We start from the raw sequence: 15,056 nt of genomic DNA, 5'->3' as shown, positions 1-15,056 counted from the left end.
TTCAGGCCAATGCCGATTCTGCCGCTGACCCCAGCCTCAACAGGGCCTCTTCCGAGTTCGGATACCCCATCATCATCAGCCCGCAACTGGGCGTTCCGGTGGGCAGGGTCAGCGCCGCAAGCCCCATCAGGTTGCCGATCCGCGTATTGCGAAGGGCCAGCAGGTTCTCAGTCACGTAATAGTCGTGATCGGTCATCAACCGGTCCAGATTGGGCGGCAAAATCGGTGCTGTGGGTGCCAGAACCGCATCGAACCCGGCAGTTGCCGCATCCCAGGCACTGCGGCACGCCTTGAGCCTGGCCCAGGCCGCTACATAATCGGGGCCGGAATATCCCATACCAATGCGAAACCGTTCCAGGATTTCGGGATACATTGCCCCTGGGTTGGCCTCGATCACATCCCGCCACAACCCATAGGCCTCGGTCGTGTAGACGACGCTGGACAGTGGCATCGCCTCGTTCAGTTCGGGCACGTCCAAGGGAACAATCTCAGCGCCTGCATCTGCAAGTTTCTCGATGGCCTCGTCATAAGCTTTTCGCGGTGCATCGCGCAGGTCGTCCTTGGCAATGTTCTGCAAATCGGCAAAGCGACGGCCTTTCAGCGAAGCACCCCTCAGGTCCGCAGGTGCCCCGCCTTCCAACAAGGCCAGCATATGTGCTGCATCTTCAACAGATCGCGCCAGTGGCCCAACAGTGTCAAACCGCAGACAGAGCGGCACCACACCTTCAAGGCTCAGCCGCCCGGCCGTGGTTTTCAACCCCACCAGATCATTCCATGCCGCTGGAATTCGCACCGAACCGCCGGTATCGGAACCGATCCCGCAGGCTGCCAGCCCCCAGGCAACCGACGCGCCCGCACCAGAGGAAGACCCGCCCGGCACCGCCGTTTCATCATGGATACAAGGGGGCGTTTCGGTGATCGGGTTCAATCCAAGGCCGGAAAAGGCCAGTTCGCTCATATGCGTCTTACCCAGACAGACCGTCCCCATCTGCGTTGCGGTGCGCACCACAAGCGCATCCGCATCCGGCACCCGGTCTTTCAGAAGCGCCGACCCGGCCTCGGTCGCGGTGCCGGCAGTGTCGAACAGGTCTTTCCAGCTGATCGGAACCCCATCCAGCAACGATCGCCGCAATCCCATTTTCGCACGTTGCTGCGCGGCTTCGGCCTCGGCGCGGGCGCGGTCATGGGTGACGCGGGCATAGATGCGGTCGCGGTGCGGATGGGCGTCTATTGCGGACAGGTAGGTTTCCGTCAATTCAACCGGATCGATCTGGCCCATCCCAATGCCACGGCCCAAATCACACGCCGTCATGGTCAACCAATCCTGCATCCCGCCCCCTCCTGCTTTTTGGCTTGAAAGAACGGTAGCGACAGGACTGCACATGGACAATCCCGAAAGGGCGCGCATATTGCAGGGCATGACACAGGCATCTGACATTCTGATCGTGGGCGGCGGGTTGAACGGCCCGGCTTTGGCATTGGCTCTGGCACAAACCGGACATTCGGTCACAGTGATTGATGCGCTTGATGTGAAGGTCCGCAAGAATGCAGCGTTCGACGGGCGAGCCTATGCGCTGGCCTTGGCATCACAGCGCTTGCTGGCTGCCATCGGCGTGTGGGGCCGTGTTGCGGAACACGCCCAACCGATGCTGGAAATCAAGGTCACGGACGGCCACGCAGGTACAGGCCCGTCACCGTTTTTCATGCATTTCGACCATGCCGAAATAGAAGAAGGTCCGATGGGGTTTATGGTCGAAGACCGTCACCTGCGCCGCGCCTTTCTGGACGCTATGGCCGAAGAGCCCCGCATCACTCAGCTGAGTGGCAAGACTGTTGTGTCGCAACAAGCCGGCACCACTGGAGTGACCGTGACGCTGGACGATGGTTCGACGATGAACAGCAGACTGCTGATCGGGTGCGACGGTCGCCGCAGCGGCACTGCGGACCGCGCAGGTATCAAGCGCACCGGTTGGGATTATGGCCAGACCGCACTGGTCTGCGCCATTGAACACGAGTTGCCGCATCACGGCATTGCCCATCAGTTCTTTATGCCACCGGGCCCCTTGGCGATTCTGCCGCTGACCGGCAATCGCAGTTCCATTGTATGGAGCGAACGCACCGAGGCCGCGCAGCAGATCAACGCCCTGCCTGAGGATGAGTATCTGCAAGTGCTACGCCCGCGGTTTGGCGATTTCCTCGGTGACATCCACCTGGCTGGTGATCGTTTCACCTATCCTTTGAACCTGACCATCGCCAATTCCTTTATCGCTGATCGTCTGGCACTGGTCGGGGATGCTGCCCACGGGATGCACCCGATTGCCGGTCAGGGCCTGAACGCCGGTTTGCGTGACGTCGGCGCGTTGGCAGAGGTTCTGACCTTGGCAGGACGGCGCGGCGAAGACATCGGATCGCTTATGGTGCTGGAACGCTACCAGGAATGGCGCAGGTTCGACACCGCTGCTCTTGCGATGGCAACGGATGTCTTCAACAAACTGTTCTCAAACGACAACCCGTTGCTGCGCATTGGGCGCGACGTTGGTATGGGAATTGTCGGCGCACTGCCGGGGTTGCGGCGCGGTTTCGTGCGCGAAGCCGCCGGTTTGACCGGAGATTTGCCCAAGCTGCTGCAAGGGCAACCAATTTAGTCCAGCTGGCGTGCCTCGTCGACCAACATGACCGGAATGCCGTTGCGGATGGGAAAAGCCAGACCAGCAGCCTGTGACACAAGCTCCTGCCTTTCGGCGTCATAGCGCAGGGTCGTTTGCGTCTGCGGGCAGACCAGAGCTTCGAGCATACGGCGATCAAAGGCGTGTTCAGGGTCAGTCATTGCAGTTTTTCCTCATTCGATCCGCCTCGCATTGCGAATTCTATCAATGTCATCAGCGTCTCGCGCCGTGTGCGTAGGCAAGGGGCCTCTAAGAGGGCCTGTTTATCTTCCGGGTCAAAGTCCAACAGCATGGACAGTGAGTTTACCAGCAATTCATCCTCGGCATCTTTCAGCGAATCCCAGTCAGTGGACAATTGCCGTGACGAAAAGAAACGTTCCAGCAAAGCCAGGAACTTGGTGCGATTGAACCTGTCGTCGTGTTCGGCCTTGCCAAGATCCCTGTCAAAGCCGTCCCACGAGACTTCGCATCGCCGATATGGCGTGAAAGCGTCCAGCTCTGACACCACCCGGAACCGGGACACACCGGTCAGCGTGATCAGATACCGACCATCTTCCGTTTCGGAAAACTGGGTCACGCGCCCGACACACCCGATGCGGTGCAGTTTGTTCTCATCATGGGCCGAAGGATTTGGCTGGACCATCGCGATCAGCCGTTCCTTGGTCTTGAGGGCATCGTCCAGCATCTGCAAATAGCGGGGCTCGAAGATGTGAAGCGGCAAGCGCGAGCGGGGCAACAACAGCGCCCCGGGCAAGGGGAAAACGGATACGGTGTCCGGCAAGTCGGCGGGATGCATCATGTCCCAATTCTAGCTCTGATCAGAAATTAGGCAAATATCATCGAGCTGAGTTTGCGGCGACCATTCAGAACGATCGGGTCATTGGGCTTGAGCGCGTCAAAGATCGTGAAAAGCTGGGTCTTGGCGGCCCCGTCATCCCACTCACGATCCCGACGGAACAATTCCAGCAATTGCGCCACGGCTTCTTCCACTTCGCCGTTCGCGTGCAAGGCCTGTGCCAGATCAAACCGGGCCTGAAGATTTTCGGGGTCTGCTTCAACGACCGCTGTCAGATCCGCCACCGGACCTGCATCAGCCGCCTGCTTGGCCAGCTGCAATTGCGCATGCGCAGCCTCGACCTCGGCCGAGTTGGATATTTCGGCGGGTGCACCGTTCAGGATGGCCTCGGCATGTTCCAGATCGCCAGTGGCGATATGTGCCCGCACCAGCCCGCCATATGCTGCCGCGTGGTTCGGGTCTTCGCCAAGAATGGCGGCAAAAGTCTGCGCAGCATCTGCCGCTGCGCCGTCGCTCAGCATTTCTTCGGCGGCTATTACGGCGTCATCCAATTGGCCGCCCGGGCTTTCCCCACCTGACGCCTCGATCACGCGATCCACGAAAGCCTTGATCTCGGACCCCGGCAGCGCGCCCTGAAAACCGTCGACGGGTTGCCCTTTAAAAAACGCGTAGACCGTTGGAATCGACTGGATGCGCATCTGCGAGGCGATCATCTGTGCCTCGTCCACGTTGATCTTGACCATCTTCACCGCGCCTTTGGCGGCGGTAACCGCGTCTTCCAGCATCGGGCCCAGCGTCTTGCACGGGCCGCACCAGGGTGCCCAGAAGTCAACGATAACAGGCGTTTCCTGCGAGGCTTCGATCACATCGACCATGAAAGTGGCCTCGGTCCCGTCCTTGATCAAATCGGTGGCTGGGGCGGCTGCGCCGTTCAGGATGTCCATGGCAATCACTCTTTCGTTCGAACTTGCGCTCTATATGCAATCGCTTGTCGCAGAAACCAAGGGCAGAGTTTCAGTTCAAATGTCGAAAGTCGCAAAGACCGGCGCATGATCACTGGGCTTTTCCCACCCACGCGCGCCGCGCAGAATGCGGCTGGAATGGCCCGCGTTTGAAATATCGGGCGTGGCCCAGACATGATCCAGCCGCCGCCCCTTGTCTGCCGCATCCCAGTCGCGGGCCCGGTAGGACCACCAGCTGAAAAGCTGCCCTTCGGGAATATCCTGCCGGGTGATATCTACCCAACCACCTGCGTCCTGGGTCTCGGCCAGATGTTCCACTTCGATCGGAGTGTGCGAGACGACCTTGAGCAATTGTTTGTGCGACCAGACGTCATCCTCACGCGGGGCAATGTTCAGATCGCCGACGAGGATGGATTTTTCCGGCTTTTCCGCGTGGAACCAATCGCGCATGTCCGTCAGATAGTCGAGCTTTTGGCCAAATTTCTCATTCACTTCACGATCCGGCACATCACCGCCCGCGGGGACATAGAAGTTGTGGATCGTGACACCATTCTCCAGCCGCCCGGCTATGTGGCGCGCGTGGCCGAGATCAGCGAAATCCTTGTCGCCCACCTCTTCTATCGGCAGGCGGGACAGGATGGCGACGCCATTATATCCTTTCTGGCCACGGGCAATCATGTGGGTATAGCCCAGCGCCGCGAACCCTTCGGTCGGAATCTTTTCAACCGGAGACTTGCATTCCTGCAAACACAGAACATCCGGCGCCTCTTCTTCCAACAGTTTCAGCACGATTGGTTCGCGCAGTCGGACCGAGTTGATGTTCCAGGTGGCAAGGGTGAAGGGCATGGTCAGGGAATCCTCTGTCGCGGTTGGGCGGAGGTTAACGCGGTGGGGGATGGGGTACCATCAGAAAAGAAAATCTAGGACGGGTGGCTTTCATTTTGGGGGGCATCATCGCAAATCTCGTACCAGTCCGGTTTTTCCGAAACAAATTCGTGAAACTGAACTTTCTGCTCTAACCCGGTATCCAGTGCATTTGCTGCGATTGGAAAACTATCTGCTTCTGAAATGATTTCGCCCAAAGATGTCCCGCATTTCGTGCAGAAACACCTGCCGTATTTGTAGGGCGGATCGGGCTGGTGCAGCGTTACGTTTTCCCTGCCCCGAACCCACACCAAGTCTTCTTTGTTGACAAATACGACTGTGCTGGCCCCGGCTTTTCTGCATCTTGAGCAGTGGCAGGTTCCCATCACGGATGGTTGAGACTTCAGGTTAAACTTCACCGCCCCGCACAAACAGCTTCCTTCAATCATCACGCGCTCCTCCAACCTTTCGCGAGAAATAGAACATTACAGGAACATTCAGGGTTTCGCAACGCCTGTGACGGTACAGGCGGCACATGATTTCGTCCTTCGGAAAAGAAAAAAGCCGGGCCATTCGGCCCGGCAGTCCAACAGGGAGGTGCATGTCATAACCCGGACATGCGCGGGTTGGGAGTAACCTAATTATGAGTACAGGGTATCACTTTGATCCAAGTCAATCCACACCCAGTTAAGACACTAGCCTATATCCACCGGATTCTGTGACCAAAAGGCGCGCATTTGACGGATCGGGCTCAATCTTCTGACGCAGGCGGTAGATGTGGGTTTCCAGCGTATGCGTTGTAACACCAGCATTATATCCCCAAACTTCGTGAAGCAGCACATCCCGCGCCACCACGCCGTCGGTCGAGCGGTACAGGAATTTGAGGATGTTGGTTTCCTTCTCGGTCAGGCGGATTTTTCTGTCCTCTTCCGTGATCAGCATCTTCATCGCCGGTTTGAACGTATAGGGGCCAAGTACAAATACTGCGTCCTCGGATTGTTCATGCTGGCGAAGCTGCGCACGGATACGTGCCAGAAGCACCGGGAACTTGAATGGTTTCGAAACATAGTCATTCGCGCCGGCATCCAGGCCCAGGATCGTATCGGCATCGCTGTCATGACCGGTCAGCATCAGGATCGGGCTTTTGACACCCTGTTTGCGCATGAGGCGGCACAGTTCGCGCCCGTCGGTATCCGGCAGACCCACATCAAGAATGACCAGGTCATAGATCGCTTCGCGCGCGCGCTCCATGGCAGAGTGACCGTCTGACGCCTCAAACACGTCAAAGTCTTCGGTCATGACAAGTTGCTCGCTGAGCGCCTCGCGCAGGTCCTCGTCATCGTCCACCAGCAGGATTTTCTTGAGTTGAGCCATTTCCCGGTCCTCCAAACGCTTTTCCATCACTTGCGCGTGGAATATGCAATCAACAAGATTTGCTGCAACCGTTTCACGCCTTCGTGTCAGAGTTCGCGGAAATGTTTCACATTTCCTTTCGAAAGGGCTAGGAGAAAGATTGAGCGTTATAGGGTAACATTGATGAGTCTCATCCCCGATATCACGGAACTTCTCGCCCGGGCCCGGGCCGATCTGCGCATGGGCGTTCCCGTTGCGCTGACCGATGACAGTGGCTTCAGCGTGCTTGCGGTTTCTGCCGAAACGCTCAGCCCGCAGCGTCTGGCCGACCTGAAAAAACTAGGGAATCCGGTGGTGGCCATAACTGGGCGACGCGCTGAAACCCTGAAAGCGCGGGCATACGACGGGGATCTGGCGCGGGTTTCGATCCCGGCGGATGCAGATATCGCATGGGTACAGGCGGTTGCTGATCCTTCCGACGATCTGAACGCGCCCATGAAGGGCCCGTTGATGACCGAGCGGCACGGCAATGCCAATCTGCACCGTATCGCAATAGCATTGGCCAAATCCGCGCGCATCCTTCCCGCTGTGGTCGTGGTGCCTGTCGAGGACGGCAGGGCATTTGCCGCTTCGCTCGGTTTGACCTGCATTGATCACACGCGCGCCACGCCTCATCTGGCGGATCGCAGTACTTTGCACGAAGTCGTCGCGGCCCGTCTTCCGATGGAGGTGTCCGAAGCCGGTCGGTTACACGTCTTCCGACCTGAAGACGGTGGTGAAGAGCACTACGCCGTCGAGATCGGGCGCCCGGACCGCGACAAGCCTGTGCTAGCCCGATTGCATTCTGCCTGTTTCACCGGCGATCTGATGGGAAGCCTGAAATGTGACTGCGGCCCGCAACTCCGCGGTGCCCTGGCACAGATGGGGGCAGAAGGTGCAGGCGTTCTTCTGTATCTGAATCAGGAAGGGCGCGGTATCGGTCTGGCGAACAAGATGCGCGCTTATTTCCTTCAGGATCAGGGTTTTGACACCGTTGAGGCGAACCACAGGCTGGGTTTTGAGGATGATGAGCGTGATTTTCGGCTTGGGTCGGACATATTGAAGTCGCTGGGTTTCAACTCTGTCCGCTTGCTGACCAACAACCCGGCCAAAATCGCCATGATGGAACGGACAGGTATCGCAGTAACCGAGCGTGTCCCTCTGAAGGTTGGCGAAACCTCCCACAACCGGGGATACCTGGCGACCAAGGCCAAGAAGTCAGGGCATCTGCTTTGACCCCAAACGATCTTGTTCTAACCCCACGAGGCATCCGGTTTCTTGGCAGGGTGTTTCCCTGTTCCGTGGGCAAAGGCGGGTTGAGCAACGCAAAACGCGAAGGCGATGGCGCGACCCCCACCGGATATCATCGAATCGTCGGCATGCTATACCGGGCCGACCGAATGGCCGCCCCCAGCAAATGGGCCCGTGCCATTGGCCCACGAGACTTGTGGTCTGACGACGTGTCTGAAAGCAGATACAACCACATGGTCAGCGCACCCTATGCATTCAGCCATGAAAAGCTGCGCCGCGCCGACCCGTTATATGACCTGATTCTGTTAACCGACTGGAACTGGCCAAACGCCGTTCCGGGCAGAGGGTCAGCGATTTTTCTGCACCAATGGCGCAGACCCGGTTATCCTACAGAAGGCTGCGTTGCCTTTCGCCGAGACCATCTGCACTGGATATCACAGCGCATTGCCCCCGGATCATGGCTGATCATTCCTGAGGTTTAACCCGTTCGCCAAAGATGGCCGAGCCAACACGGACGTGGGTTGCGCCCAAAGCGATGGCCTGTTCGAAATCGTGACTCATCCCCATAGACAATCCATCAAGCCCGTTACGTGCAGCGATTTTGGCCAATAGCGCAAAGTGCAAAGCAGGCTCTTCATCGACCGGAGGAATGCACATCAATCCACGCACGGGCAGATCCAACGACCTGCACTCGGCAATGAAACTGTCCGCGTCCGCAGGAAGGATACCGGCCTTTTGGTCTTCCTCACCGGTGTTGACCTGAATGAACAGGTTCGGGCAGTTTCCCATTTCCTGTGCCAAACGCGCCAGTGTGTTGGCCAGTTTGGGTCGATCTACCGAATGGATCGCATTGCACAGTTCCATTGCGTGACGAGCCTTGTTGGTCTGCAACGGGCCAATGAGGTGCAGATCAATACCCTCGAACTGTTCTTTGAAAGCGGGCCACTTGCTTGCCGCCTCCTGCACGCGATTCTCGCCAAAACATCTGTGCCCTTGCTCTAGAACTGCCTGCACCCTGTCATTCGGCTGCACTTTGGACACAGCAATCAGTTTGACGGAACCTGCCGGTCGGTTCGACTTGGCTTCGGCTTTGGCGATACGTGCGGTGACGTCTTGCAACGACATGGGACCCTCATCCTGTTTTGCGCAGAAAAACACCAAGTCGACACAAAAGAAAAGGGCGAGTCCGAAGACCCGCCCTTAAACCTTGCGGTTCAGATCAGCTTAGAAGTTGAACTGAGCACCGAAGTCAGCAACGAAGGTCGAGTCTGTGCAGCTGTCACAGTCGTTGACACCGATACCACCGCGCAGCGATGCACCGCCGCCCAGGTCGTAGATCGCGCCAAGAGCAACCTGCTGAGTATCAGCAGATGCGTTACCGTCGCCGTAAGCGAAGATCAGGGTTGTTGCGGCGCCAACGTTGTAGGTTGCCGACAGACCCCATGCGGTGCCGTCAGTTGCTGCAACCTGAGTTGCGTCGTCTGCAACAAACAGAGTACCGCCGAAGTCACCCCATTCACCACCCAGGGTCAGAACGGTCAGGCTCGGATCGCTTACACCAGCAACACCAGCGTCGGTCTGGCCGTAGGCCAAAGCAGCTGTGATGTTGTTGAAGGTGTAGGTTGCGCTGATGTCCCAACGGTCTGCGTCCATAGGCACGCCGTTCAGAGCTACAGTCGCTTGGTCGTACGATGCACCAAACGAGAAGTCACCAACCGAGTACTGGAAGAACACGGCGTTCGAACCCGAACCGGTCGAAGTGTAGCCCAGGAAGTTGTAGTTAACACCCGAGTACTGACCTGCGAACAGCTCAAGACCAACTTCGTTGCCGTAGTAGTTTGCCAGGTTGTCGAAGGCACCTGCAACGTTACCGGCGTCAACACGCAGGCCACCGTAGATGACCGAGAAGCGTGCACCGTTCAGACCAGCGCGGTTTGCTTCGCCGTTGCCGCTGTTTTCGTCAGCTTGCAGACGAACGCGGCCTTCGAAACGAACGCCACCGTCGGTTTCTGCAGAACCGTCGATGTTCAGACGGAAGCGCGAAACCAAGATCGCGTCGTCAGTTTGAACAACAGCCGTACCAACGCCTGGCGCGGTACCGGTTGTCTGGACGTTTACAACGGTACCGCTACGATCTTCAACGTAACCAATACCAAAGCGGCCATAACCGCTGAAGTTAACTTCAGCTGCTGCAACGCCTGCGGTCGCAATCAGCGCCGTCGATGCGAAGAGAACTTTTTTCATCTTGTTTCCCTCGGTTTCAAAAGAGTTATCTACTCGACATATGCCTCGGCACATGTCTCAGCACGGACACCGTTTCGCTCTTTTTGCCCCCTTTGCGCAAGCTTGGCATAAAGACGTCGGCGTCATTGAGGTCAAATTGGTGCAAGGATGCCACAGTCAGTTTTCGCCCCGATGCAGCTGATACACTTACATTTCAGAAGAATGGGCTTGTTGCAGCGGGGGTCCTTGGCTAGGAGTATCCCCTGAATACTGTAGAACAAGTGAAACAGGACCTGTTTGCAATGCGCCTGCCGACGATTTTGGGAATGATCCTGCTGACCGCTGCTCTTTCGGCATGTGGGCAGAATCGAAACGCTTCGACAACATACTCCCCCAACATCGCTGGCGGCAATTCGGACGAACAAGAGCTGAATGACCCCGATCGGGCAACTATCTGGGATATCTTTGACCGCAGCACCGCCGAGCAGACCACAAACGTAAACCGGTATCTGTGGGCGGCTTCACTGGATGTACTGAGCTTCCTGCCCGTGCAGGAGGTTGATCCGTTTACCGGTGTAATCGTAACGGGTTACGGCACACCTCCGGGCGGTGGCCGATCCTACCGGGCTACTGTTCATATCAGCGATCCGGCGCTTGCCGCGCGCTCGTTGTCGGTAGCGCTTCAATCGAGCGGAGGGGCCCCGGTGAGTGCGGCAACATCCCGCGCAGTCGAGGATGCGATTCTGTCGCGCGCCCGACAGCTACGCATAGCGGACAACAAGTTCTAGCAACCCGCCGAAAATCACAATATTACCACGCCGGGTTCCTACCCGGCGTTTTCATTCACGAAGGACCGCAAAATGTCGCGCTACTCGGCCACCGAAATCGAAGCAAAATGGCAAGAGGCCTGGGACAAGGCCGGGATCTTCACCGCCAACCACAAGGCGGACAAGCCGAAATACTATGTGCTTGAGATGTTTCCCTACCCGTCTGGCCGAATCCATATGGGGCATGTGCGCAACTACACGATGGGTGACGTCATCGCGCGGCACAAATTGGCGACGGGTCACAACGTGCTGCACCCGATGGGCTGGGATGCATTCGGGATGCCTGCGGAAAATGCCGCGATGGCTATCGGGGGTCATCCGAAGGACTGGACCTACAGCAACATCGCAGACATGCGCGATCAGATGAAACCACTTGGCCTGTCCATCGACTGGTCACGTGAGTTCGCGACCTGCGACCCCGAGTATTACGGCCAACAACAGGCGCTGTTCCTCGATATGCTTGATGCCGGGCTGGTCTATCGCAAAAACGCTGTGGTGAACTGGGACCCGGTCGATATGACCGTTCTGGCCAACGAGCAGGTTGAAAATGGTCGTGGCTGGCGTTCGGGCGCATTGGTAGAGCGGCGCGAACTGACCCAGTGGTTCTTCAAGATCTCGGACTATTCCGAAGAATTGCTGGACGCGCTGGACACTTTGGACAACTGGCCCGCCAAGGTGCGCCTGATGCAGGAGAACTGGATCGGCAAGTCGCGCGGTCTGCAATTCGGCTTTGAACGCACTGATGGCGGAGAGCCGATCACCGTTTATACAACCCGCCCTGACACGCTGCTGGGCGCATCTTTCGTTGGCATCTCGCCCGATCACCCGATCGCAAAACAGCTTGAGGCCGAAAACCCCGAAGTGGCTGAATTCGTGGCCGAATGCCGCAAAGGCGGCACCACGGAAGAAGCCATAGAAACCGCAGAAAAGCTAGGTTTTGACACAGGCATCAAGGTCAAGCACCCGCTGGACCCGAGCTGGGAACTGCCGGTCTGGATCGCCAATTTCATCCTGATGGATTACGGCACTGGCGCAATCTTTGCCTGCCCTGCGCATGACCAGCGCGACCTCGACTTTTGCCGCAAATACGGCCTGCCTGTGGTCGACACATTCTTTGCACTGGATGACGGCACGCCGGTCGACAAAATTGCATTCGTTCCGCCGAAAACCGAGAAGGTTCGCTGGGTGAATCATTTTGCAGGTTTGACCGAGGCGACAGGCGAGGAAGCCATCAACGCCACCGTCGATTTTGCTGAAAAAGCCGGTTGGGGCGAGGGTGTCACAAAATACCGTTTGCGGGACTGGGGACTCAGCCGCCAGCGCTATTGGGGGTGTCCGATTCCCGTCGTGCATTGCGAAAGCTGCGGTGTGGTGCCCGAGAAGAAAGAAAACCTGCCGGTCCGCCTGCCCGACGATGTGGCATTCGACAAACCCGGCAACCCGCTGGACCGCCACCCGACCTGGCGCGATTGTTCCTGCCCCTACTGCGGTGCTCCGGCCAAGCGCGAGACCGACACGATGGACACGTTCGTCGATTCGTCGTGGTATTTCGCGCGCTTTACCGCTCCGCGCGCGGAAACGCCTACCGATCTGGCTGAGGCCGAGTATTGGATGAATGTCGACCAGTATATCGGCGGCATTGAACACGCGATTCTGCACCTGCTTTATTCCCGGTTCTTTGCGCGGGCGATGAACCTTACCGGCCACCTGCCAAAAAAGGCTATCGAGCCGTTCGATGCGCTGTTCACGCAAGGCATGGTGACGCATGAGATTTACCAGACGCGCGACGCCAACGGTCGGCCGGTCTATCACCTGCCCGAGGATGTGACCGACGGCAAACTGGCCGATGGTACTGAGGTCGAAATCATCCCTTCGGCCAAGATGTCGAAATCCAAGAAAAACGTGGTCGATCCAGTCAGCATCATTTCAGCCTTTGGGGCCGACACGGCCCGCTGGTTCGTGCTGTCCGATTCGCCACCCGAGAGAGACGTGGAATGGACGGCGGCAGGGGCCGAAGCCGCCTATAAGCATCTGAATCGCGTTTGGAACCTGTGTGACAGGATCGGTGCCATGGAGGCCAATGCAGCGGGCGAAGGCGATGAGGACCTGTTGCGCGAGATGCATAAAACCATCCGTGACGTGACATTGGGTGTTGAAAGCTTTGGCTTCAACGCCGCCATCGCCAAGCTTTACGCTTTCACTAATACGCTGGCAAAATCCAAGGCCGGTGCGGCGGCTCAGAAACAAGCGATCAAAACACTGGCCCAGTTGATGTCACCGATGACGCCACATCTGGCGGAAGATATCTGGGCGCATCAGGGCGGTGAGGGCCTAGTGGCTGTCGCCCCGTGGCCCGTCGCGGATGAGGCGATGCTGGTTGATGACACCGTCACCCTGCCGATCCAGATCAACGGGAAGCGTCGCGCGGAAATCAGCGTTCCGAAAAATATGGACAAAGCCGAGGTTGAAAATATCGCGCTTAGCACCGAAGCTGTCCAAAAGGCGCTGGATGGCAACGCGCCGAAGAAAGTTATCGTTGTTCCGGGCCGGATTGTGAATGTCGTTGTTTGATCGCAGAACATTGCTTGTGATGCCGCTGGTACTGGCTGCCTGCGGCTTTCAACCGGTTTATGCTCCGGGCGGGTCGGGTTCTGCCTTGTTCGGCCGGGTGGCGGTGTCTGCGCCAAATACCGTCGAAAGCTATCTTCTGGTTCAGAACCTTGAACAGCAACTGGGCCGCAGCGCGGGCTCTGTCAGCGATTACACTCTGGATGTTCAGGTCTCGACCGAAATCCGCGGCGCGGCCATAACCACGACGAACGAGACAACGCGGTACACGATTGATGGACGGGCGCAATACGCTTTGAAATCCAACCAAACCGGGCAAGTCACTGCGTCCGGCACCGTAACCGATTTTGTGGGCTATTCTGCTTCGGGTTCCACCGTGTCGACGCTGGCTGACGAACGCGATGCGAAAGAACGCCTGATGGTGATCCTGTCCGGGCATATCGTGAACCGCCTGTATTCAACACCGGGCTTGTCCAAATGAAGTTGAGCCCGCGCGAGGCTGACGGGTATTTCGCCAAGCCGGATGCGGACAAGACCGGGCTGCTGATCTATGGTGCGGATGCCATGCGGGTGGCGCTTAAGCGGCAACAGGTTCTGGCCGCACTGCTTGGTCCCGGCGCGGAAGAGGAAATGCGCCTGACCCGCCTGCCGGGTGGTGACTTGCGCGGCGATCCGGCGTCGCTGCTGGACGCGGTCAAGGCGGTTGGGTTTTTCCCCGGCCCGCGCGCGGTGTTTGTGGAAGACGCCACCGAAACCGCCGCGCCTGCGATTCTGGCCGCGCTTGAAGATTGGGTCCCCGGCGACGCTCAGATCATCGTGACGGCTGGTCAGCTGAAACCAAATTCGAAAATCCGCAAAGCGTTCGAAGGGCATCCCGCGGCCTATGCGATAGGTATTTATGACGACCCGCCATCGCGCGCAGAGGTCGAACGGGTTCTGGCCGAAGCACATCTGAATAACATCCCCCGCGATGTCATGTCTGCCATCAACGAACTGGCCAACAGTCTCAGCCCTGGTGACTTCACCCAAACCATTGAGAAACTGTCGCTTTACAAGCGCGGTGACAACTCTGAGTTGACCATGGAAGACATCGAAGCCTGCGCCCCGCGTTCGACCGAGGCGGCGCTTGACGACGTGCTGAACGTGGTTGCAGAAGGCCGCTCCGGTGAGATCGGGCCGCTGATCCGGCGGTTGCAGGCACAAGGCACCAACGGGGTAACCCTGTGTATTGGGGCAACCCGGCATTTCCGCACACTTTATGCCTGCGCCTCGGATCCCGGTGGTGCTGCGCAGGGTATCGGTAAGTTGCGTCCGCCAGTATACGGGAAACGCCGTGACCGTATTCTGCGTCAGGCACAGGGCTGGGGGGCGCCCAAGCTGCAAACTGCGCTGACCGTTCTGACGGATACCGACCTCTCCCTGCGATCCGCCGGACAGACAGCCCCCTCAATGGCTCTGGTTGAGCGTGCTATGATTCGTCTGGCGATGCTTGCGCGGTCGCGCTGAG

At 58.1% G+C, this 15,056-nt stretch carries 16 protein-coding genes; 7 read left to right on the top strand and 9 right to left on the bottom strand.

Annotation, left to right across the window (positions count from 1 at the left end; all coding sequences use genetic code 11):
* Position 1: 1 nt before the first annotated feature.
* A complete protein-coding gene (locus ACR0DY_RS15315; protein WP_480898615.1) occupies positions 2-1,330 on the bottom strand; it encodes an amidase in 1,329 nt (442 codons plus the stop codon).
* Positions 1,331-1,382: 52 nt separating this feature from the next.
* Here ACR0DY_RS15315 and ACR0DY_RS15310 point away from each other — a divergent pair, with 52 nt between their 5' ends.
* Positions 1,383-2,645 carry an FAD-dependent monooxygenase gene (locus tag ACR0DY_RS15310; protein WP_480616773.1) on the top strand — a complete coding sequence of 421 codons (1,263 nt, stop codon included), beginning with the start codon at positions 1,383-1,385 and terminating at the stop codon, positions 2,643-2,645.
* On the opposite strand, the gene ACR0DY_RS15305 is transcribed toward ACR0DY_RS15310, so the two are convergent.
* The 6 genes from ACR0DY_RS15305 to ACR0DY_RS15280 form a co-directional block, all read right to left on the bottom strand.
* Positions 2,642-2,827, bottom strand: a complete 186-nt coding sequence (locus ACR0DY_RS15305; RefSeq protein ID WP_209504973.1) for a Trm112 family protein — start codon at positions 2,825-2,827, stop codon at positions 2,642-2,644. The two genes, ACR0DY_RS15310 and ACR0DY_RS15305, sit on opposite strands and share 4 nt — an antisense overlap.
* The gene (locus ACR0DY_RS15300) at positions 2,824-3,465 is read right to left on the bottom strand and encodes an LON peptidase substrate-binding domain-containing protein (protein WP_480506416.1); all 642 of its coding nucleotides are present in this window, start codon (positions 3,463-3,465) and stop codon (positions 2,824-2,826) included. The genes ACR0DY_RS15305 and ACR0DY_RS15300 overlap by 4 nt, the downstream gene beginning before the upstream one ends.
* Before the next feature lie 26 nt (positions 3,466-3,491).
* A complete protein-coding gene (gene trxA, locus ACR0DY_RS15295) occupies positions 3,492-4,406 on the bottom strand; it encodes a thioredoxin (protein ID WP_480539615.1) in 915 nt (304 codons plus the stop codon).
* Positions 4,407-4,481: 75 nt separating this feature from the next.
* Complete coding sequence (locus tag ACR0DY_RS15290) at positions 4,482-5,270, bottom strand: exodeoxyribonuclease III (RefSeq protein WP_480546589.1); 789 nt, start codon at positions 5,268-5,270, stop codon at positions 4,482-4,484.
* A gap of 74 nt (positions 5,271-5,344) precedes the next feature.
* A complete protein-coding gene (locus ACR0DY_RS15285) occupies positions 5,345-5,737 on the bottom strand; it encodes a GFA family protein (protein ID WP_267364337.1) in 393 nt (130 codons plus the stop codon).
* A gap of 238 nt (positions 5,738-5,975) precedes the next feature.
* On the bottom strand, positions 5,976-6,662 hold the full coding sequence (locus tag ACR0DY_RS15280; protein ID WP_171724917.1) for a response regulator transcription factor: 687 nt from the start codon (positions 6,660-6,662) through the stop codon (positions 5,976-5,978).
* A 162-nt stretch (positions 6,663-6,824) separates the two neighbouring features.
* Here ACR0DY_RS15280 and ribA point away from each other — a divergent pair, with 162 nt between their 5' ends.
* Positions 6,825-7,916 carry a GTP cyclohydrolase II gene (ribA, locus tag ACR0DY_RS15275; RefSeq protein ID WP_480484109.1) on the top strand — a complete coding sequence of 364 codons (1,092 nt, stop codon included), beginning with the start codon at positions 6,825-6,827 and terminating at the stop codon, positions 7,914-7,916.
* Positions 7,913-8,413: a L,D-transpeptidase family protein gene (locus tag ACR0DY_RS15270; RefSeq protein ID WP_480484110.1), complete on the top strand. Its 501-nt coding sequence runs from the start codon at positions 7,913-7,915 to the stop codon at positions 8,411-8,413. Before ribA ends, ACR0DY_RS15270 begins: the two co-directional genes overlap by 4 nt.
* On the opposite strand, the gene ACR0DY_RS15265 is transcribed toward ACR0DY_RS15270, so the two are convergent.
* Together ACR0DY_RS15265 and ACR0DY_RS15260 are read right to left on the bottom strand one after the other, a co-directional pair.
* Positions 8,397-9,056 carry a YggS family pyridoxal phosphate-dependent enzyme gene (locus ACR0DY_RS15265; RefSeq protein WP_480484111.1) on the bottom strand — a complete coding sequence of 220 codons (660 nt, stop codon included), beginning with the start codon at positions 9,054-9,056 and terminating at the stop codon, positions 8,397-8,399. The genes ACR0DY_RS15270 and ACR0DY_RS15265 overlap by 17 nt on opposite strands.
* A gap of 99 nt (positions 9,057-9,155) precedes the next feature.
* Positions 9,156-10,175, bottom strand: coding sequence for a porin (locus ACR0DY_RS15260; protein WP_480484112.1), 1,020 nt, complete (start codon positions 10,173-10,175; stop codon positions 9,156-9,158).
* Positions 10,176-10,456: 281 nt separating this feature from the next.
* Between ACR0DY_RS15260 and ACR0DY_RS15255 the strand changes: the two genes are divergently transcribed.
* From ACR0DY_RS15255 to holA, 4 genes are all read left to right on the top strand, one after another.
* Positions 10,457-10,942: a DUF3576 domain-containing protein gene (locus ACR0DY_RS15255; RefSeq protein WP_480484184.1), complete on the top strand. Its 486-nt coding sequence runs from the start codon at positions 10,457-10,459 to the stop codon at positions 10,940-10,942.
* Between the two features lie 72 nt (positions 10,943-11,014).
* Complete coding sequence (gene leuS, locus ACR0DY_RS15250; RefSeq protein WP_480484113.1) at positions 11,015-13,552, top strand: leucine--tRNA ligase; 2,538 nt, start codon at positions 11,015-11,017, stop codon at positions 13,550-13,552.
* The gene (lptE, locus tag ACR0DY_RS15245) at positions 13,539-14,030 is read left to right on the top strand and encodes an LPS assembly lipoprotein LptE (protein ID WP_480484114.1); all 492 of its coding nucleotides are present in this window, start codon (positions 13,539-13,541) and stop codon (positions 14,028-14,030) included. Before leuS ends, lptE begins: the two co-directional genes overlap by 14 nt.
* A complete protein-coding gene (holA, locus tag ACR0DY_RS15240) occupies positions 14,027-15,055 on the top strand; it encodes a DNA polymerase III subunit delta (RefSeq protein WP_480484115.1) in 1,029 nt (342 codons plus the stop codon). Before lptE ends, holA begins: the two co-directional genes overlap by 4 nt.
* Position 15,056: the final 1 nt, after the last annotated feature.

Source organism: Ruegeria sp. O6, from assembly GCF_056535045.1.
The sequence above is the reverse complement of the archived record's forward strand: the minus strand, read 5'-3'. Positions and strand labels throughout refer to the sequence as shown.

Bases quoted from the DNA above. Each gene is read 5' to 3' on its own strand.
- ACR0DY_RS15315 (WP_480898615.1), bottom strand. From the start codon at position 1,330: ATGCAGGATTGGTTGACCATGACGGCGTGTGATTTGGGCCGTGGCATT.
- ACR0DY_RS15260 (WP_480484112.1), bottom strand. From the start codon at position 10,175: ATGAAAAAAGTTCTCTTCGCATCGACGGCGCTGATTGCGACCGCAGGC.
- ACR0DY_RS15255 (WP_480484184.1), top strand. From the start codon at position 10,457: ATGCGCCTGCCGACGATTTTGGGAATGATCCTGCTGACCGCTGCTCTT.
- ribA (WP_480484109.1), top strand. From the start codon at position 6,825: ATGAGTCTCATCCCCGATATCACGGAACTTCTCGCCCGGGCCCGGGCC.
- ACR0DY_RS15265 (WP_480484111.1), bottom strand. From the start codon at position 9,056: ATGTCGTTGCAAGACGTCACCGCACGTATCGCCAAAGCCGAAGCCAAG.
- trxA (WP_480539615.1), bottom strand. From the start codon at position 4,406: ATGGACATCCTGAACGGCGCAGCCGCCCCAGCCACCGATTTGATCAAG.
- holA (WP_480484115.1), top strand. From the start codon at position 14,027: ATGAAGTTGAGCCCGCGCGAGGCTGACGGGTATTTCGCCAAGCCGGAT.
- ACR0DY_RS15305 (WP_209504973.1), bottom strand. From the start codon at position 2,827: ATGACTGACCCTGAACACGCCTTTGATCGCCGTATGCTCGAAGCTCTG.
- ACR0DY_RS15290 (WP_480546589.1), bottom strand. From the start codon at position 5,270: ATGCCCTTCACCCTTGCCACCTGGAACATCAACTCGGTCCGACTGCGC.
- ACR0DY_RS15285 (WP_267364337.1), bottom strand. From the start codon at position 5,737: ATGATTGAAGGAAGCTGTTTGTGCGGGGCGGTGAAGTTTAACCTGAAG.
- ACR0DY_RS15310 (WP_480616773.1), top strand. From the start codon at position 1,383: ATGGACAATCCCGAAAGGGCGCGCATATTGCAGGGCATGACACAGGCA.
- leuS (WP_480484113.1), top strand. From the start codon at position 11,015: ATGTCGCGCTACTCGGCCACCGAAATCGAAGCAAAATGGCAAGAGGCC.
- ACR0DY_RS15300 (WP_480506416.1), bottom strand. From the start codon at position 3,465: ATGATGCATCCCGCCGACTTGCCGGACACCGTATCCGTTTTCCCCTTG.
- lptE (WP_480484114.1), top strand. From the start codon at position 13,539: ATGTCGTTGTTTGATCGCAGAACATTGCTTGTGATGCCGCTGGTACTG.
- ACR0DY_RS15280 (WP_171724917.1), bottom strand. From the start codon at position 6,662: ATGGCTCAACTCAAGAAAATCCTGCTGGTGGACGATGACGAGGACCTG.